Source organism: Winogradskyella ursingii, assembly GCF_013403975.1.
GTDB classification, from domain to species: Bacteria; Bacteroidota; Bacteroidia; order Flavobacteriales; family Flavobacteriaceae; genus Winogradskyella; species Winogradskyella ursingii.
This window is the reverse complement of record NZ_JABFDH010000004.1, coordinates 71,493-90,697: the sequence shown is the minus strand read 5'-3', so window position 1 is coordinate 90,697 and position 19,205 is coordinate 71,493. Positions and strand designations below refer to the sequence as shown.

Annotated in this window: 15 protein-coding genes; 6 read left to right on the top strand and 9 right to left on the bottom strand. The window is 34.7% G+C overall.

What is annotated here, in order from left to right:
- Positions 1–6: 6 nt before the first annotated feature.
- The 3 genes from fusA to rpsL are packed head-to-tail and all read right to left on the bottom strand — an operon-like array spanning position 7 to position 3,013.
- The gene (gene fusA / locus HM983_RS10715; protein ID WP_179345436.1) at positions 7–2,136 is read right to left on the bottom strand and encodes an elongation factor G; all 2,130 of its coding nucleotides are present in this window, start codon (positions 2,134–2,136) and stop codon (positions 7–9) included.
- A 3-nt stretch (positions 2,137–2,139) separates the two neighbouring features.
- The gene (gene rpsG, locus HM983_RS10710; protein WP_179345435.1) at positions 2,140–2,616 is read right to left on the bottom strand and encodes a 30S ribosomal protein S7; all 477 of its coding nucleotides are present in this window, start codon (positions 2,614–2,616) and stop codon (positions 2,140–2,142) included.
- 22 nt (positions 2,617–2,638) lie between these two features.
- Positions 2,639–3,013 carry a 30S ribosomal protein S12 gene (rpsL, locus tag HM983_RS10705; protein ID WP_008269190.1) on the bottom strand — a complete coding sequence of 125 codons (375 nt, stop codon included), beginning with the start codon at positions 3,011–3,013 and terminating at the stop codon, positions 2,639–2,641.
- Between the two features lie 238 nt (positions 3,014–3,251).
- Here rpsL and HM983_RS10700 point away from each other — a divergent pair, with 238 nt between their 5' ends.
- The 5 genes from HM983_RS10700 (at position 3,252) to rlmB (ending at position 12,682) form a co-directional block, all read left to right on the top strand.
- Positions 3,252–4,940: a BamA/TamA family outer membrane protein gene (locus HM983_RS10700; RefSeq protein ID WP_218841855.1), complete on the top strand. Its 1,689-nt coding sequence runs from the start codon at positions 3,252–3,254 to the stop codon at positions 4,938–4,940.
- Positions 4,941–4,987: 47 nt separating this feature from the next.
- Positions 4,988–6,625, top strand: coding sequence for an aryl-sulfate sulfotransferase (locus HM983_RS10695; protein WP_218841854.1), 1,638 nt, complete (start codon positions 4,988–4,990; stop codon positions 6,623–6,625).
- 415 nt (positions 6,626–7,040) lie between these two features.
- A complete protein-coding gene (locus HM983_RS10690; RefSeq protein WP_179345434.1) occupies positions 7,041–10,166 on the top strand; it encodes a SusC/RagA family TonB-linked outer membrane protein in 3,126 nt (1,041 codons plus the stop codon).
- Between the two features lie 18 nt (positions 10,167–10,184).
- Positions 10,185–11,834, top strand: coding sequence for a RagB/SusD family nutrient uptake outer membrane protein (locus HM983_RS10685; protein WP_179345433.1), 1,650 nt, complete (start codon positions 10,185–10,187; stop codon positions 11,832–11,834).
- A 113-nt stretch (positions 11,835–11,947) separates the two neighbouring features.
- The gene (gene rlmB, locus HM983_RS10680) at positions 11,948–12,682 is read left to right on the top strand and encodes a 23S rRNA (guanosine(2251)-2'-O)-methyltransferase RlmB (protein ID WP_179345432.1); all 735 of its coding nucleotides are present in this window, start codon (positions 11,948–11,950) and stop codon (positions 12,680–12,682) included.
- Between the two features lie 2 nt (positions 12,683–12,684).
- Here the strand turns inward: rlmB and HM983_RS10675 are convergent, their stop codons facing one another.
- Positions 12,685–13,452 carry a rhomboid family intramembrane serine protease gene (locus tag HM983_RS10675; protein ID WP_179345431.1) on the bottom strand — a complete coding sequence of 256 codons (768 nt, stop codon included), beginning with the start codon at positions 13,450–13,452 and terminating at the stop codon, positions 12,685–12,687.
- A 116-nt stretch (positions 13,453–13,568) separates the two neighbouring features.
- Here HM983_RS10675 and HM983_RS10670 point away from each other — a divergent pair, with 116 nt between their 5' ends.
- Entirely contained in the window at positions 13,569–14,846 is a 1,278-nt protein-coding gene (locus tag HM983_RS10670) for a replication-associated recombination protein A (RefSeq protein WP_179345430.1), read from the top strand.
- Positions 14,847–14,862: 16 nt separating this feature from the next.
- On the opposite strand, the gene HM983_RS10665 is transcribed toward HM983_RS10670, so the two are convergent.
- From HM983_RS10665 to radC, 5 genes are read right to left on the bottom strand one after another with little or no spacing between them, the layout of a single operon-like run.
- The gene (locus HM983_RS10665) at positions 14,863–15,669 is read right to left on the bottom strand and encodes a hypothetical protein (protein WP_179345429.1); all 807 of its coding nucleotides are present in this window, start codon (positions 15,667–15,669) and stop codon (positions 14,863–14,865) included.
- Positions 15,670–15,681: 12 nt separating this feature from the next.
- Positions 15,682–16,443 carry a hypothetical protein gene (locus HM983_RS10660; protein WP_179345428.1) on the bottom strand — a complete coding sequence of 254 codons (762 nt, stop codon included), beginning with the start codon at positions 16,441–16,443 and terminating at the stop codon, positions 15,682–15,684.
- An 11-nt stretch (positions 16,444–16,454) separates the two neighbouring features.
- Complete coding sequence (locus tag HM983_RS10655) at positions 16,455–17,141, bottom strand: YjjG family noncanonical pyrimidine nucleotidase (protein WP_179345427.1); 687 nt, start codon at positions 17,139–17,141, stop codon at positions 16,455–16,457.
- Complete coding sequence (locus HM983_RS10650; protein ID WP_179345426.1) at positions 17,138–18,433, bottom strand: polysaccharide deacetylase family protein; 1,296 nt, start codon at positions 18,431–18,433, stop codon at positions 17,138–17,140. The genes HM983_RS10655 and HM983_RS10650 overlap by 4 nt, the downstream gene beginning before the upstream one ends.
- A 56-nt stretch (positions 18,434–18,489) precedes the next feature.
- A complete protein-coding gene (gene radC, locus HM983_RS10645) occupies positions 18,490–19,188 on the bottom strand; it encodes a RadC family protein (protein WP_179345425.1) in 699 nt (232 codons plus the stop codon).
- Between the last annotated feature and the right edge of the window lie 17 nt (positions 19,189–19,205).

Sequence of the window (19,205 nt, the reverse complement as noted above, 5' to 3'; positions counted from 1 at the left end):
TAAGATTTACGATTCAACTCCTTTAGCTGCTTTAATTACCTCTTCTGATACATTAGATGGTGTTTCAGCATAGTGAGAAAATTCCATTGTTGACGTTGCTCTACCTGAAGATAACGTTCTTAATGTAGTTACATATCCAAACATTTCAGATAATGGCACAGTCGCTTTAACAGTTTTTGCTCCAGCTCTATCACCCATATCACTTACTTGACCTCTTCTTCTATTTAAATCGCCGACAATATCACCCATGTTCTCTTCTGGTGTAATCACCTCAAGTTTCATGATTGGCTCCATGATTACAGCCTTTGCCGCTTTTGCAGCATTTTTAAATCCTAATTTTGCAGCCAACTCAAACGATAGTTGATCCGAATCCACATCGTGATAAGATCCATCTTTCAAAGTCACTTTCATTGCATCAACCTCGAAGCCTGCTAACGGTCCATTTACCATTGCCATTTTGAATCCTTTTTCGATTGAAGGGATAAATTCTTTAGGAACGTTACCACCTTTAATTTCAGAAACAAACTCTAAACCTACTTTGCCTTCCTCAGCTGGCTCAACCGTAAATACGATATCAGCAAATTTACCACGACCACCTGATTGCTTTTTGTAAACTTCTCTATGATCTGCAGCTCTTGTAATTGCCTCTTTATACTCAACTTGTGGCTGACCCTGGTTTACTTCTACTTTAAATTCACGACGTAAACGGTCTACAATAATATCTAAGTGAAGCTCACCCATACCAGATATAATAGTCTGTCCTGACGCTTCGTCTGTTCTTACTGTAAATGTTGGATCTTCTTCAGCTAATTTAGCTAATGACATACCTAACTTATCTACATCAGCTTTAGTCTTAGGCTCAACTGCGATACCAATTACTGGATCTGGGAAGTCCATAGATTCTAAAACAATAGGGTGTTTTTCATCAGTCATGGTATCACCAGTCTTAATGTCTTTAAACCCAACAGCTGCACCTATATCACCTGCCTCGATGTAATCGATAGCATTTTGCTTATTAGAGTGCATCTGGTAAATACGTGAGATACGTTCTTTTTTACCCGAACGGTTATTTAAAATGTAAGACCCTGCATCTAAACGACCAGAATATGCTCTAAAGAATGCTAAACGACCTACAAATGGATCTGTAGCAATCTTAAATGCTAAGGCAGCAAATGGCTCCTTTACATCTGGCTTACGAATTTCTTCTTTTTCAGTGTCTGGGTTTACACCTATTATTCCTTCTTTATCTACTGGAGAAGGTAAGTAACGACAAACAGCATCTAATAAAAACTGTACTCCTTTATTCTTAAACGCAGAACCACAGATCATTGGAATGATGGCCATATCCATTACAGCAGCTCTAAGTGCAGCGTGCACTTCATCTTCTGTAATTGAGTCTTCGTCCTCCATGAACTTTTCTAACAAGTTCTCATCGTAGCTTGCAACTTCTTCAATTAATAAAGCTCTATATTTTCTTGCTTCTGGCTTTAATTCCTCAGGAATATCAACAACATCAAAAGTTGCCCCTTGTGTTTCATCATGCCAAACAATAGCTCTGTTTTTTACTAAGTCAATAATTCCTTTAAAGTCTATCTCATCACCAATATTAAGTACAATTGGCACCGCATTAGACTTCAACATATCTTTTACTTGCTGACAAACTCCTAAAAAGTTAGATCCCTGACGATCCATCTTATTAACGAAACCAATACGTGGCACTTTGTAGTTATCCGCAAGTCTCCAGTTAGTTTCAGATTGTGGCTCTACACCATCAACTGCACTAAACAAGAATACCAAACCATCCAATACACGTAAAGATCTGTTTACCTCTACGGTAAAATCTACGTGGCCAGGAGTATCAATAATATTAAAATGGTAATCCTTTGTTTCAGGTAATGGTTGTGCGTTTTCCATTGGGAACTTCCATGTACAAGTAGTTGCAGCTGAAGTAATTGTAATACCTCTCTCCTGCTCTTGCTCCATCCAGTCCATAGTGGCTGCACCATCATGCACCTCTCCAATCTTGTGAGACACACCTGTATAATAAAGGATACGCTCTGTAGTTGTGGTCTTACCAGCATCAATATGCGCGGCAATACCTATATTTCTTGTGTATTTTAAATCTCTTTGTGCCATTTTCTAAAATCTAAAGTGTGAGAATGCTTTGTTTGCTTCTGCCATCTTATGAGTATCCATTCTTTTCTTAACAGCCGCACCTTCTTCCTTAGCCGCAGCTAATACTTCTGATGCTAAGCGTTGAGCCATAGATTTTTCGTTTCTTTTACGAGAATAGCTAATTAACCATTTCATCGCAGTAGAAACCTTACGGTCCGGACGAATCTGCATTGGGATCTGGAATGTTGCTCCACCAACACGACGGCTACGTACTTCTACGTGAGGCATCACATTTGACAATGCTTCTTTCCAAATTTCTAAAGCTGTTTTTTCGTCGTCATTCTTCTTCTCTTCAACAATATCAATTGCATCATAGAATACTTTAAAAGCTACAGACTTTTTACCGTCCCACATCATCATGTTAACAAAACGCGTCACTAACTGATCGTTAAATCTTGGGTCTGGTAAAAGCGGTCTCTTTTTTGCTGCTCTTTTTCTCATGTCTTCTTCTTAAAGTTTTAAATTACTTCTTAGGGCGTTTTGCACCATACTTAGATCTACGTTGTGTGCGACCAGCAACACCTGCTGTATCCAATGCACCACGAACGATGTGATATCTAACACCTGGCAAATCTTTTACCCTTCCACCTCTAACCAATACTATCGAGTGCTCTTGTAGGTTGTGACCCTCTCCACCAATGTATGCATTAACCTCGTTTCCGTTTGTTAAACGAACCCTTGCCACCTTACGCATTGCTGAGTTTGGTTTTTTAGGTGTCGTTGTATAAACACGAGTACATACACCACGTCTCTGAGGACACGAATCTAAAGCAGCCGATTTACTCTTCTTGGTTATTTTGGCTCTTCCTTTTCGTACTAATTGTGAAATTGTTGGCATATATTTCTATATAAATTTTATTAACCCTCACTTTTGAGGGCTGCAAAGGTAGAAATTAATATTAATTATTCAAACAGTTAGTCATTAATTTTACAAAGAATTTGAAACTTTAATTCTTGACCTATATAATAAGGTATATTTTTACGTTCTTAAATAAGATTTTAGACCGCTTTTAATTTAGAAACATATTGGATAAAAAAGTAGGTTATATAAATTTGAAAAAATCTTATAATATATAATGATTGAAAATGCCCGGATTGTTTTTGTTATTTTTCTTTTGACTATTACTAATCAGTCAATAGGACAATCTATTCACCTAAAAATTGAAGCTGAAACTGAAACCAATTCGGCATTTATTGATTCCTTAGGTTATTCAAAAGTTTTTGATAACTACAAAAATCTTGAATCGGAAATTGCCAAGCTTAAAAGCAAACTTACAAAGCAAGGGTATATTGACAACGAAATAGATAGCATTATTAAAAAAAACGATACACTTTTTAGTGCACAGTTTACTTTAGGAAAAAGAATCAACTCCATCAGGATTTATTTTGACTCAAATTTCAATGTTGAATTACTAAAACTCATAAACCATAAATTAGGGGAAAATTTCTTCGAGGTCAACATTCCTCAGCTCGAAAACTCACTAACCCAACTGAATTCTAAAATCGCGGAGAAAGGTGATCCGTTTTCTACTTTACAATTAATTGATTTCAACAAATTGGATTCTACCTTAATCTCAGCTCAATTAATAATTATTAATAATCAAAAGAGACGCATAGATGGTATCGTTGTTAAAGGCTATGAAAAATTCCCAAAATCTTATGTGAAGCGATTTTTAAAGCTACGGAAGTATAAATCATTCAACTTAAATGATATAAAGAAAAAGGTTGAACTTCTAGAAGACTTGCCTTTTGCAAATAAAATTAAAGATCCTGAAGTGCTTTTCACCAAGGATTCTACTATACTATACATATATGTTGAAAAAACTAGATCAAATAATTTTGACGGATTTTTAGGTTTTGGCACTAACGAACAGACAAACAAAATTGAATTTGATGGTTATTTGGACTTGAGGCTTGTCAATAATTTAAATTTTGGTGAGAGCTTAAATCTATTTTATAAAAGTGACGAAATAGACCAACTGACCTTTAGAGTTGATGCTAAGCTACCATACCTTTTCACATCACCTATTGGCATTGATGTTGGTCTAAACATTTTTAGGCAAGACTCAACGTTTTCTAATGTTACTCAAAAACTAAAGGTGAATTATCAAATCAATCCCAAGCACCAACTTGGTATTGGTATATTGGGAGTAACGTCAACAAACTTATTAGAAAACGAAACCAATCAGTTAAATGATTACAGCTCTCGTTTTTATACTTTAAGTTATAGTTTCATAAATCCTCAATATTACGACCCGTTATTTCCAATAAATTTTTATTTTGACTTTTCAACTGGTTTTGGAGACCGAACCAACAATTTAGGCCAACAGGATCAAAGCGTTTTTAATCTAGAGACTTACAAAATATTTAACCTAAACAACAGAAATAGTGTTTTCGCCAGGGTCAATAGCGCTATTTTAGTTTCGGACGACTATTTGGATAATGAATTGTTCCGGTTTGGCGGCATTAATTCTATCCGAGGGTTTGAAGAAAACAGCTTAGTCGCTGACCTCTATGGTGTAATTAATACTGAATATCGATACCGCTTGAGCAATAGTATTTATGTGCACTCAGTATTTGATTTTGCCTATTTTGAGAACAAACTTTCAGATCTCAAAACTAAATTATTTGGTTTTGGATTTGGTTTTGGGCTATTGACTAATGCTGGGCTTTTTAAACTTAATTATTCAAGCGGAAAAACAGAGAACAGGCCTTTCAAGTTATCGGACTCTAAAGTTCATTTAAGTTTAACGGCTACATTTTAATTAAAAAATTAAGTTTGTAAAAAAATTGCTTGATTTAAATTACAATTATGAAAAAGATATATTTTTTTACCTTAATTTTCTCTATTAATCTTCTGCAAAGTCAGAACACAGTTGGAACCATCACCATCACAGAAGATGTAAATGATGCCTTCACATTGTTTACCGTACACACAAAATCATATCTTATTAATAATTGCGGAGAGGTCATAAATCAATGGGATAGCAACTATCCGCCAGGTAACGCTGTATATCTATTAGAAAATGGAAATTTATTAAGAGCCGGAAGGTTGAATGACGGGAGCAGCAATATAACCTTTCCTGGCACAGGAGGTATCGTAGAACTTTTTGATTGGGACGGAAACGTCTTGTGGTCTTACACTTATAGTAGTAATGATTTTAGACAACATCATGATGTTTACCCGATGCCAAATGGTAATGTCCTTATATTGGCTGCTACTTTAATGTCCCAATCAGAAGCAATACAGGCAGGCAGAAACCCCAACTTGCTTCAAGACGGAGAATTATACAATGAACAAATTATTGAAGTAGAGCCAATTGGAACAAATCAAGCAAATATTGTATGGGAATGGAATATCAAAGATCATTTGATTCAAGATTTTGATAGTACAAAAGATAACTTTGGGAATGTCAGCGAAAACCAACAACTACTAGATATTAATTATACTAATAACGGAAGTGGCTCTAACAATTGGCTCCATTTAAATTCAATACAATATAACCAAGCACGAGATCAAATTATAATCAGCTCAAGAAATCTGAGTGAAATATGGATTATAGACCATTCAACTTCAACAAGTGAGGCGGCAACAAGCTCAGGCGGAATTTACAATAAAGGCGGAGACTTTCTTTACAGATGGGGCAACCCTGAAGTTTACAGGCAAGGCACATTAAATGACAGAAAATTATTCGGACAACATACTCCTTACTTTATTGAGCCTGGTTTACCAAATGAAGATAAAATTATAATTTTCAACAATGGAAATGGTAGAACTCCCAACTTCTCACAGATTGACATAATTTCACCTCCAGAAACCAGTTTCGGTGTTTACGACTATGCGCCAAATACAGCATACGAACCAACGAACCCTGACTATACTTACTCGGACCTATCCTCAGATCCCTCAGAGTTTTTTTCGGGAATAGTAAGTAGTGCACAACAATTAGATAACGGAAATATATTAATATGTGAAGGCAGGGAAGGGCATTTTTTCGAGATCAATTCAAATGGAGAAAAAGTGTGGGAATACATCAACCCAATTAGCAGCAATAATGGGACTTCCACTTCGCAAGGAGATTCGGCACCAGCCGACAATCTCACCTTTAGAGCTTTTAAATATAATATGGATTACCCTGGATTTATCGGAAGGGACTTAACACCTGGACCAACATTAGAACTAAATCCAGATCTTACTTCGTGCAACAGTTTGAGCATTTCTAATTTTGAAGAATCAATCGTTAAAGTATTTCCAAATCCATCTAAAAACAAGATTGAAATTAATGCAAAAATCCCAATTGATAAAATTGATATATACAATGCTTTGGGGCGTAGAATGAACGAAATCAAAAGTTCTAAAATAGATTTATCAGAATATGCAGAAGGTATTTATTATTTAAAAATTTATTCTGGTTCTAGAATCATTAATAAAAAAGTGATTAAAAATTAGTTGAATTACCCTAATTAATTTGCACAAGCTAAACTTCCAATCTTACATAAATTTGAAATTATAAATATTTCTGTTGCTTAAGGTACTTTTTTATATGAAGCTGTCAGGCAACGACATTAATTTATTAATCATCATCCATATCTTTAAAATGATTTTAAGAGGTTGAGGTAACTTTTGTATAAACCAAAAATGGAAGACTTATTAACATCCATCTTAATCTCTTTTTTCTAGTCAAAAAACAACCCAAGATTTACATAAAATACATCTAAAATAGAGTTTAGATTATTAATCAAGAATACCTAAAGCACTCTCAAATGTTAAAAATTAGGTTTATTTTAAGAAATGGTTAAAGAATTGTTGTTCCTTTAAGTTTTTATTAGCACATTTACGCAACAATCAAAACTCAATTTTAAGCATGAAAACTAAATTCAAAGGAATTTTAACGCTTTTTCTAGCGTTGGTGGTGCAATTAACTTTTGCACAAGAAAAAACAATATCAGGTACAGTGTCTGATTCCGAGGGACTTCCAATCCCTGGAGTGAACGTACTGGTTAAAGGTACTATTAGAGGTGCCCAAACTGATTTTGACGGGAAGTACAATTTAACGGCAAACGTAGGTGATGTATTAGTATTTAGCTTTATTGGTCTAAAAACTCAAGAAATCACAGTTGGCAATGCTAATACTTACAATGTAACAATGGAAGAAGATGCCGCTGTTTTAGATGAAGTAGTAGTAGTTGCCTATGGTACTACAACTAAAGAAGCTTTTACAGGTTCTGCAAGCACCATTGGCGAAGAAGAATTAGCCATTAGAAATGTAACATCGCCAATTGCCGCTATTGAAGGTAAGGCAACTGGTGTGCAATTTACATCTCCATCTGGTCCAGGTGAATCTCCTGGTATCGTAATTCGTGGTGTCGGTACTTTTAATGGTGATACAGACCCATTGTATATTGTTGATGGTATTCAGTTTGATGGTAATTTAAATGCCATTAACCAAGAAGACATTGCATCTTTTACTATTCTTAAAGATGCTGCCTCTACATCACTTTATGGTTCAAGAGCTGCAAATGGTGTAGTAATTATTACTACAAAAAAAGGTTCTAAAACTGGTGGTGTTAAAGTAAATGCTTCTGCTCAATCAGGTTTTGTATCAAATGCAATTAGAAGATATGATCAAGTTTCACCAGGACAATATTACGAATTGATGTGGGAAGCTCTTAAAAATTCTAGTGCTGGTGGTGGAGATCCTGCATTTGCAAGTGCTAATATTTATAGCCAACTAGGTTATAATCCATTCAATGTACCAAATGACCAGATTGTTGGTGTAGATGGAAGACTAAATCCAGCTGCCGAAGTTATTTATCAAAGTTTAGACTGGTTTGATGAACTTCAACAAACTGGAGTAAGAACAAACTACAACGTAAACGTTGCAGCTGGTGGAGAAGACCATTCGGTATTTTTCTCTGCTTCTTATTTAGATGAAGAAAGTTATGTTATAACTTCAGGATTTGACCGTTTAACTGCAAGGCTTAATGCAGAATTTGACGTAAGCAAAACAATAAAAGTTGGTGGTAGTGCGAATGTAGCGCTTACTGAGGCTAGAGGTCCAAGTTCCGCAGGAACAGGAAGTATTGTAAATCCATTTGGCTTTGCTCAAGGTATTGGCTCAGTTTATCCTGTTTTTGTTAATGATTTAGATGGGAATCTTGTACGTGATGAATTTGGGAATCCTGTTTATGATAACGGTGAGGGCTTTTCTGAATTCAATATAGGATCTAGACCTGTTAACCAAGGTCGTCATGCGCTTCAAGAACTTGTATTAAACAAGGAAAGGGATCAAGACAATACTTATGGTTTTAGATTTTTTGGAGAATTAAAAATTGCAGATGGTCTTAAGCTTAGACTTAATTATGGTACAGATATCAATGAACTTTTTGAAAGCGAATACGAAAATGCAATCATTGGTGATGCACAACCTGATGGAAGGTTGAGTCAGACTCGTGCCAGAAGAGTAATTGAGAACTTTAACCAAATTTTGACTTATAATAAGAGTTTCGGTAATCATAATTTAGACTTCACGGCCGGTCACGAAAGTTTTGACAGAAAGATTTCTAGTCTAAATGGTTTGGCGACAGTACAAGCTGCTAATGGTATTTATGAATTTGCTAACTTTTCTAATATTGTAGACCTTGGTGGTGCTACGTTCGATAAAGGTATTGAAGGTTATTTTCTTAGAACCAATTATAACTTTGATAATAGGTATTACTTAAGTGCATCGGTTAGACGTGATGGTACTTCTGTTTTTGATACTGATAAAAGATGGGGTACATTCTATTCTGTTGGTGGTTCATGGAGAATAGACCAAGAGCAGTTTATGGAAAATGTGTCATTCATTGACAGATTAAAATTAAGAGCATCATACGGTGAGGTAGGTAATGATGATTTAGGAGACAGTTATTTATCTCAAGCTAGATTTTCAATTACTTCTAATGCCGCAAGTCCAGCAATCTTATTTACAGATATTGGTAACTCAGATTTGCTTTGGGAAACAACAGAAAGTTTTGACGTTGCGTTAGAATTTGGTCTATTCAATAATTTTATTGATGGCTCGGTAGAATACTATAAGAAGAGCACAACAGATTTATTGTACTTTTTACCTATAGCACCAAGTAACGGATTAAACATTGTACCTGTTAATGCAGCTGATATGTTTAACTCTGGTGTTGAAATCGGACTTACAGGTCATTTAGTGAATAACGATAATGTTAAATGGGACTTGACTTTACAGGCTTCTACATTTAATAACGAAATTACTAGTATACCAGATCCATTTATTAATGGAAGTAAGAGATGGGCAGAAGGACGCTCTATATTTGATTTCTTCCTTCTAAGAACAGCAGGTGTCGATCCTGATAATGGTGATCAATTATTCTTATTATATGAATTAGATGACAACGGCGAAAGTGTTCCTGTTTTAGATGCTGAAGGAAATCAAGAAACAACAAACGATTGGCAAGAAACAGAACGTGCTTACACAGGAGATTCTTCTATACCAGATCTTTTAGGTTCTGTATCTAGTAATCTTACTTACAAGAATTTTACATTTGATTTATTGATTACCTATGGTATCGGTGGAAGCGCACTAGATAATGCTTATGCTTCAATGATGCACAGTGGTACATATGGAAGATCACTTCACCCTGATGCTTTGAAAGCTTGGAGACAACCTGGAGACATTACTGATGTACCAAGACTCGAAAACGGTAATCCTGATTTAGTACGTACACAGTCTGATAGATTTATTACAGATGCATCTTTTTGGTCACTTAAGAATGTTACTCTTGGATATAACTTCGGTAAAGGATTAACTGACGATTTAGGTTTAGACAATTTAAGAGTTTCTATTACTGGAGAAAACTTATTCTTAAAGAGTGAAAGAACAGGATTAGACCCTCAATATAATTTAGCTGGAACAGCACCTGGAGATGATTTTTCACCTGCTAGAACTGTTTCAATGGGCTTGAATTTATCATTTTAATTAAAAAAAATAAACAATATGAAAACTAGAATAAAATATCTATTACTGGTATTCCTCATGATACCAATAATATCATGTCAAGAAGACTTTTTGGAGCGAACTCCAACTGATGCAATTTCTGCGTCAGATGCTTTAGCGAACGAAGACAACATGCAACTTGTACTTAACGGTGTACATCGTGGTTTGTATTCACAATCTCAAACGGTTTTTCCAGGAGGAAACACCGCTAGGGCAAATAACCACTATTGGGTACCAATGGGAGACAATTTAGTAGGTGATTTAATACATTCTGCAAACGCCAATAATTTAAGTTGGAGAGATGTTATGCAATGGAATGAGCATACGCAACCGACTTCATTAACATCAAGTTTATTATGGTATCACCGATATAATATTATCCTACATGCCAATTTGTTAATTAATGGAATTGAAAACGGAAATTTAACTGAGACACCTAAATTAAACTATATATTAGGCCAAGCTTATACTTATAGAGCATACGCTTACCTATCATTAGTACAGCATTATGGTAGAGGTTACTTAATTGGAAACCCTTCTACTGATCCTGGTGTTCCACTTTTATTTTCATCAGAATCTCCATTTACTAGTCAGCCAAGATCTACTGTTCAAGAAATCTACGACCAAATTGGTTTAGATTTGGAATCTGCAATAGACGCTTTTGAAAACGGATCAGGAAGACCTGGAGGAGGAGCTGAAGCAAAATCTCAATTAAACATTGATGTTGCTAATGGACTTAAAGCTCGTTGGGCTTTATCTAAAGGAGATTGGCAGACAGCTGCAGATGCTGCTGTAGCTGCAAGACAAGGATATCCTTTACTAAGCGAAGGAGCTTGGAAGTCAGGTTTTAACACTAACACGCTTTCTGAAGTAATTTGGGGAAGTAACGTAATTGCTGCGGAAACTACATTTTTTAGATCTTATTTCTATTTAGCTAGCAATACTTTTAACGGTAGTCAGATTAGAAATAATCCTAAAATTGCCGATAGAAGAATGGTAGATGCAATACCAGATACGGATTATAGAAAAGATGTGTTTTTACCGGATGCACCTAACTCAAATACATCTGCTGCGAACGGTGAAGGTGGCTGGGATAATAATACAAACCCATTATATACTACCGAAGATGAATTTGACGCTGCTGTTGCAAGTATCAAAGCTGAATATGGTTTAGTTTCAGGACATAATACACATCCATATATGCATTTTAAATTGAAAAATGCAAATCCTGGAAGTATCGATCCTGATGATGTTATCTATATGCGTTCTTCAGAAATGTATCTTATCGAAGCAGAAGCAAAAGCTATGATGAACGATATTGGAGGTGCACAAACGGCTCTTGAAACTTTAGTGAATGCACGTGACAGCAATTATAATGTAAATGCGTTTAATACTCAAACTTCATTAATGGATGAAATTAAATTCCAATGGAGAGTAGAAATGTGGGGAGAAGGATTTGGATACACTAACCATATTAGATGGGATGAAGGTATTGACCATGCAGCTAATGGTGGCTCTGGTGCTTCACAAGTATTGTATCAAGAATCTTTTCAGAGAGAAAGACCTTCAGTTAATGATGATTGGATCTTTAAAATACCTCAAGCAGAAATTGATGCAAATCCAAATATTTCATCATCTGATCAAAACTAATTTTTAGAATTTATTTAATTCTATAATTCTTAAAATCCCCAACAAAAATTAATGTTGGGGATTTTCTTTGTAATTAATCCATAGCGAAATTTCTTTATAACTATCTTTGCCATATGAAAGACGACACTACTATTTTTGGAATCAGAGCCATAATTGAAGCTATAAAATCTGGCAAAACCATTGATAAGGTTTTTGTGCAAAAAGGATTAAGAGGTGAGTTATTTCAAGAATTAGAGCACTTATTGCGTACTGAAGGGATAAATACTTCACATGTCCCTATTGAAAAGCTTAATCGATTGACAAAAGGCAACCACCAAGGAGCAGTTGCGCAAATTTCGCCAATTGAATTTCATAATATAGACGATCTAGTTATGAATGTTATTGAATCTGGTAAAACACCTTTATTTTTATTATTGGATCAATTGAGTGATGTTAGAAATTTTGGAGCTATTGTAAGAACCGCAGAATGTACTGGTGTGAATGGAATTATAATCCAGAAAAAAGGTGGTGCTCCTGTAAACGGAGATACAATTAAAACTAGCGCTGGTGCAATTTTTAAAATCCCAATTTGTAAAGTGGATCATATCAAAGATGCTGTTTTTCATATGCAGTCATCAGGAATTAAGGTAATAGCTGCCACTGAGAAAGCAGAGGACTATTTATTTAATGTTTCATTTAAAGAACCTTGTGCGATTATAATGGGTTCAGAAGGGAGAGGAATCAATCCTTCGGTTTTAAAAGTTGTTGATGCTCAAGCTAAACTACCAATTTTAGGAGAGATAGAGTCTTTGAATGTTTCTGTAGCTTGTGGTGCTTTTTTATATGAAGCAGTTAGACAACGACAGTAAAATTAATCTTCTTTTTTCTTGAAAATATACCGAATGTTTGAAGTTTGATCACTTTCAGTTTTTAATTCTTTTTCAAAATCGGTATTAAGTTCACCCTCAGGCTCAACATCAATTTCTATAAAATTTCCGTTTTCGTCAAAATGCTTCATAAAAGGATCGTCGTCCTCATTGTAATCTGGTTGTTCCCATTTATATCTTTCTGGCTTTGCAACTTGCTTTCTGAATATCAGAGCAAATAAAAATCCCGTTATTAAACCGGATAAATGCCCTTCCCAAGACATACCCATTTTAATAGGAAACACATACCAAATCAAACTTCCATAAAGAAAAATAACCATAAGAGACAAAGCAATTAACCTATAATGTTTAGCCAAAATGCCTTTAAAGAAGATAAAACTCACCAAAACATAAACTAATCCACTGGCGCCAATGTGGTTTCCTGAATTTCCAATAATCCAAGTAAGACTTCCTGATAAAAGGATTCCAAAAACTATTACTTTCCAAGCAATTTTATTGTAAAAATAGAAGAGCGACAAGGATAGTACAAAAAGCGGAATGCTATTATTGTAGAGATGGTTAATATCGCCATGTAAAAATGGACTCGTAAAAATACCTACAAGACCTTCAATTTTTTGTGGCCTTATCCCAAAAGATTTTATGCCATAATCAACCCTTACTTGATACCAAAACACCAACCACATTATTAGCAGTAATAGCATTGGATAAACAATGACGCTATTAGAATATTTAAATTGTGTTGGAGCCGCCATATTATTAGTTTAATATACCATCTCAAATTTATAACCAATATTTCTATTTCTGCTATTTTGGCAGAAGAGAGGTTTTTGATAATGCAACTGTGAGACACATTTTGTAATTTTGAAATATGAATATTCCATTAGCAGAAAGGCTTAGACCACAAAATTTAGATGACTATTTGAGCCAGCAACATTTGGTTGGAAAAAACGGCATGCTTTATCAACAGATTAAAAGTGGAGTCATTCCTTCTTTAATATTTTGGGGACCTCCTGGTATTGGAAAAACCACTTTGGCCAACATTATTGCGAATGAGTCTGAACGGCCTTTTTTTAAGTTGAGCGCCATCAATTCTGGCGTCAAAGACATTCGGGAAATTATAGATAAAGCTAAAAAAAGTGGTGGCTTGTTCACGGCTAAAAACCCTATTTTATTTATCGATGAAATTCATAGATTCAGCAAGTCCCAACAAGATTCATTGTTAGAAGCAGTCGAAAAAGGATGGGTAACATTAATTGGTGCTACAACGGAAAATCCGAGTTTTGAAGTCATTTCCGCTTTACTTTCCCGGTGTCAGGTTTATACACTAGAAGCATTTAGCAAAGCAGATCTTGAGGCCTTGTTAAAAAGAGCGATGGATAAGGATGAGATTTTGTCTAAGTTAGATATTCAACTTCAAGAAACCGAAGCTTTGCTTAGACTTTCAGGTGGTGATGCGAGAAAATTACTTAATATTTTTGAACTTATTGTCTCTTCATTTGATGATGAAAAAATTATCGTTACCAATGACTTAGTAACGAAACAGGTACAACATAAACCAGCCCGTTACGACAAAACTGGAGAACAGCATTACGATATTATATCGGCTTTTATCAAATCTATACGAGGCAGTGACCCAAACGCTGCTGTTTATTATCTAGCACGTATGATAGAAGGCGGTGAAGATGTAAAATTTATAGCTAGACGCTTATTAATTTTGGCAAGTGAGGATATAGGCAATGCCAACCCAACAGCTTTGGTTATCGCTAACAACTGCTTCCAGGCTGTGTCAGTTATTGGAAATCCAGAATCTCGAATAATTTTGAGTCAGTGCACCACTTATTTGGCAAGCTCACCAAAAAGCAACGCAGCTTATGAAGCTATTAATAAAGCACAACAACTTGTTAAGGAAACAGGAGATTTATCTGTACCACTACCCATACGTAATGCTCCCACTAAATTGATGAAAGAATTAGGGTATGGTGACAAATACAAATATGCTCACAATTATGAAAATAATTTTGTAGACCAAGAATTCTTACCAGAAGAAATCTCCGGGACACAACTCTATAATCCTGGAAATAATACTAGAGAACAGGCACAACGCAATTATCTAAAAGTCTTATGGAAAGAGAAATATGGATATTGAAATTTTTTAATATAATCTAAAATTTAATAACAATAAATTCTGTTTTTTGTTTGGCTCCATCATTTTCCGAATAGATCCAAAATCCATCCTCTTTATAAACTACAGCATTTTTGTTTTTGACAATAAAAATGTGTTCTGCATCTGTTGACAATAAAACCATTATGATTTTGGGTGTGGCGTCAACAACTTGGTAGCCCATATTAATCTTTTGAGCATAATATGTAGGCTTTTGATTTAAATCCGAATCGTTTTCTTGAGTTTTATTGGGTGTTACACTTGTTATTTCTTCCTTTGAAGTTTTGTCTGACGTAAGTTTCTTCTTTGACTCTGCTTCTATTCCCACTGGTTGTTCTACAACCTCAACTTGTTCATTACTATTTATCTTATCGGGTTGATAACTATAACCCGAAAGCTTCAATGTTTTAAATGCTTCTCGGGCAGCAATTTTATAAGCGTCCTTAAACTGCTTTTCCTTAGATAGTCCTTCACGTGATTTCATGATAAGATTATCATTGCAATCGTTAAGTAAAATCTCTACTTTGGTGTACAGAAATGCACCTTCAGCTTCCTTTACATCGGCATATAGGGCCAAGCATCTATTATCGAACAGGTCTTTTGGCAAATTCTTATTATCGTAGTAAACCTCAAATCCTGCTTGTTCAAAAAGCTGTTTGATCAATGTATTTAAACGATATTGGTTTTGCCCTTTCTGAAAATCAAATTGAAGCGGAACCACAACATATTTATAATTATTGATGCTTTCTTGTGAGTTAAGCTTACAAATACCTATAAATATTATGAATACTATTAATAATTTTTTCATTTCTATATATAATTAAAATTGAATTTTAATAATTTTTTCTAGTTTATAACTTTCGGTAGATTCGTAGTAAATCCATTGATCATTTTTCTTAAATACAATTGCCGATTTATCTTTTACTAAAAACATATTTTCCCGTGGTGTATTGAAAATCGTCAAAACTACATTGTTTTCAGAATCCATTAATTTAAAACCACTAGTTACTTTTATTGCTTTATAGTCCGTGTTTGTTGAAATAAGATGATTATTTTCATTCTCAAATTTAACAGAAGGTTGTGGCTTCGGCAGCTCCGGATTCTCATCACTAAAGCTTATTTCCTCTTTTCTTTTTTGAATAACATTATGCGGCTGGTATTTATAATCCATTTCTTCATAGGTAATAAATGCATCACGCAAAGCTTCGGCATATGCCCTATCAAATTTTTTAAGTCGAGATTCTCCTACTCGAGATTGTGCAACGATATTACCATAACAATCGGTCAGTGTAACTTCCAATTTGGTCTTAAAAATACCACTATGTTTATTTACGTTCCCAGTCAATGCGAGGCACCTATCTTGCCGCAAATCCTGTGGCAATTCATCATCTATAAAGTAAGCATCAAAACCATATTTATTAAAAAGAAACTTAGTTAACGAATTAACTTGATATTGGTCTGCTCTCTTTAAAAAATCGAATTGTTTTGGGATTAAGATATACTTATAATTATTTACATCTTTCTGTGCTGTTACAGTAGCACAAAAAAGAATTGTAACGATGAAAATAATTAAAGCTTTCATTAAAGAAATTTTTATAAATAATTTAAAATCATTTTGAGATCAGTGACACGTTTAAAACTATGATTGTTTTGCACATTTTTATAATCAAAATGGATTGTATCCATTCCTATTAAATGGGCCCCTTCAACATCTGCCTCTAAGCTATCTCCGATCATTATACTTTCCTCTGCTTTGGCATTGGCAAATTTTAGTGCCATATTAAAGATTTTTGGATTAGGCTTCTTTACACCTGCCATTTCTGAATTTGTAACGGTTTCGAAATAATTTCTAATTTTTGCTCCATGCATTTTTTTCTCTTGTGCTTCTTCAAATCCATTTGTGATAATGTGCAACTTATACCTTTGAGATAAAGTGTCCAAGACTTCAAAAGTATCATCAAACAGATGATTAAATGTAGAAAGGTACTCAATATAATCATGAGATAAAATGTTAATGACATCATCGTTAACAGTAAAATTTAAGGTATCGAAAGCCTCCTTTAACCTCCCATAGCGCAATGCAGATTTGGTAACTTTTTCGTCTCTGTATAATTTCCAATACTTTAAATTAATAGGTTCGTAAACACACAAAAAATCCTCGAGCTTAACCTCAATCTTATTTTCCTTAAAAATCTTACCAAAAGTTAATCCTGAGTTTTTATCAAAATCCCAGAGGGTGTGATCCAGATCAAAAAATATATGTTTTATTTGTCGTTTCATTCGGCCGAATCGAGAATTAAATTAAAAAGCGATTTATAACCTTTCCATCTACTCATATCACTAAGGGAATAGTTATGGAATACCGGTATTAAAGTTCCATCAACCTGCTTTACTTCTTTGATGATTTTTTGTAGATGTTCTACTTTATCAAGTTGAGATTTATATTTTAATAATGCGGCATCAATAAATTGATACGGATTGATCTGCAATGGTGTCTGTACTTCATAATCCAAATCATAAAACTGAAACGGCGTGCATGTGCCGGCTCTAAAGCCTAAAGTATCTACATAACCCATGGAAAAATCCTGATTTATTTCTAGTTCAATTAAATTTCTGTACGAAACTGGTAAATTCAATTTAGAATACGAATGTCTCACACCTTTTAGCTCTGTATTAATAATTGATTCTAATTTTGATTTTTCCTTCTTTAATATCGAAATATCATCCAATGCTAAATAAGAAGCCTTTATACCTACATTGCAATAATCTGCCATAGATTTTATAAGGGTAACAAATTCGCGTTTGTTTATATTGATATTCTTATCATAAGTGGAATAGTCACCTACCAGAAACAATACCATAAATTTAAATTTAAAAGTTTTCTGACGATTTATAATCCATTTAAAGGTGTCGTAAGGATCTCTTTTAAAACCCATCAATACTGAAAAACGCTGATAAAATTGACCAAGCTTAAATCGTCTTAAGTCATTTACCGCACCACCTACAGAACGTAAAAGTCCCTTTTTTCTGTAATAATATGCCATGGGCACATCAATTACAGGTTTTACCGAGTATTTACGTTCTGGGAATTCATAATCCTCAAAGCGTTCTTGTAAAACTGTCTTGAGTTTTTTGGCCCAAATATCCACAACAGGCTGATTGAGAAATTTATGGTTATAGGCTAAACTTTCTGTTGCAACAAAACGACCGTAGGTATCTTTTACATGTGGTAAATATTCTTCATACCGGCTCAATAAGTAAAAAGATGCTGCAAAAATATCGAACGGCAAATCGCTACGTTCTCCAGTGGCAAAAAAGCCCTTGGTTTCATCCCATTGCTGCACATTAATGTCCAAATCCGAAAGCCCAGTTTCAAATAACAATTCATTACTTCGCACAAACAACTCGTTACTTAAGGGCTGTTTGGTATAAGTCATTTTTATGCTATCGTGGGCAATAAAATCTTCAACTTTCGAGGTGAAACTTACCTCTAAACCCAAAACACGCTTGCAAATATGTTTAAACGTATAAGTTAGTCTCGGTGTTATTTTATGTGTATAAACTAAAAGCATAAATGGTTATAAATTCCTAAAAAATCGATGTCATTAAAAAAATGAGTTATTGTTTGCTATAAATTATTTTCATCGGCAAAGCTATAATAGGCTTTCTCGGTTATGATAAGATGATCTAAGATTTTGATATCCAAGGCTTCTGCTGCGGTTTTTAATTTCTTTGTAATTGCTTTATCAGCGTTACTCGGCAAAAGCGTTCCAGATGGATGATTATGACATAAAATAAGAGCAGTGGCACCAACTTGTAAAGCATTTTTAAGTACTAAACGGACATCTACCAAGGTGCCAGTAATGCCTCCCTTACTCAACTGGTTTTTATGGATGATTTTGTTCGAGTTGTTTAAATACAGTATCCAAAACTCTTCGTGCGGTAGCTCTCCTAATATAGGTTGCATCACATTAAAAACCGCTCTACTCGAATCGATTTTATCTTGCCTTACCCCGTCTTCCAATCTTCTTCTACGTCCTAACTCCAATGCTGCTGCAATAGTTATGGCCTTTGCTTCGCCAATACCTTTAAACTCCATGAGCTGTGCAATAGAACGTTTTCCCAATGCATTTAAATTATTATCTACACTAGCCAAAATACGTTTGCACAAGCTCACTGCGCTTTCATCTCTACTCCCAGAGCCGATTAAGATGGCAACTAATTCTGCATCACTCAGTACAGCTTTCCCCTTATCTCTTAACTTCTCCCTGGGTTGGTCGTCCTGCGACCAATTTTTAATGGAAAACGAAGTCTGTTTTTCTGACATGCGTTAAAGATAAAAAA

Bases quoted from the DNA above. Each gene is read 5' to 3' on its own strand.
- HM983_RS10670 (WP_179345430.1), top strand. From the start codon at position 13,569: ATGAATATTCCATTAGCAGAAAGGCTTAGACCACAAAATTTAGATGAC.
- rlmB (WP_179345432.1), top strand. From the start codon at position 11,948: ATGAAAGACGACACTACTATTTTTGGAATCAGAGCCATAATTGAAGCT.
- HM983_RS10660 (WP_179345428.1), bottom strand. From the start codon at position 16,443: ATGAAAGCTTTAATTATTTTCATCGTTACAATTCTTTTTTGTGCTACT.
- HM983_RS10695 (WP_218841854.1), top strand. From the start codon at position 4,988: ATGAAAAAGATATATTTTTTTACCTTAATTTTCTCTATTAATCTTCTG.
- HM983_RS10685 (WP_179345433.1), top strand. From the start codon at position 10,185: ATGAAAACTAGAATAAAATATCTATTACTGGTATTCCTCATGATACCA.
- rpsG (WP_179345435.1), bottom strand. From the start codon at position 2,616: ATGAGAAAAAGAGCAGCAAAAAAGAGACCGCTTTTACCAGACCCAAGA.
- HM983_RS10655 (WP_179345427.1), bottom strand. From the start codon at position 17,141: ATGAAACGACAAATAAAACATATATTTTTTGATCTGGATCACACCCTC.
- HM983_RS10690 (WP_179345434.1), top strand. From the start codon at position 7,041: ATGAAAACTAAATTCAAAGGAATTTTAACGCTTTTTCTAGCGTTGGTG.
- HM983_RS10650 (WP_179345426.1), bottom strand. From the start codon at position 18,433: ATGCTTTTAGTTTATACACATAAAATAACACCGAGACTAACTTATACG.
- fusA (WP_179345436.1), bottom strand. From the start codon at position 2,136: ATGGCACAAAGAGATTTAAAATACACAAGAAATATAGGTATTGCCGCG.
- radC (WP_179345425.1), bottom strand. From the start codon at position 19,188: ATGTCAGAAAAACAGACTTCGTTTTCCATTAAAAATTGGTCGCAGGAC.
- rpsL (WP_008269190.1), bottom strand. From the start codon at position 3,013: ATGCCAACAATTTCACAATTAGTACGAAAAGGAAGAGCCAAAATAACC.
- HM983_RS10675 (WP_179345431.1), bottom strand. From the start codon at position 13,452: ATGGCGGCTCCAACACAATTTAAATATTCTAATAGCGTCATTGTTTAT.
- HM983_RS10700 (WP_218841855.1), top strand. From the start codon at position 3,252: ATGATTGAAAATGCCCGGATTGTTTTTGTTATTTTTCTTTTGACTATT.
- HM983_RS10665 (WP_179345429.1), bottom strand. From the start codon at position 15,669: ATGAAAAAATTATTAATAGTATTCATAATATTTATAGGTATTTGTAAG.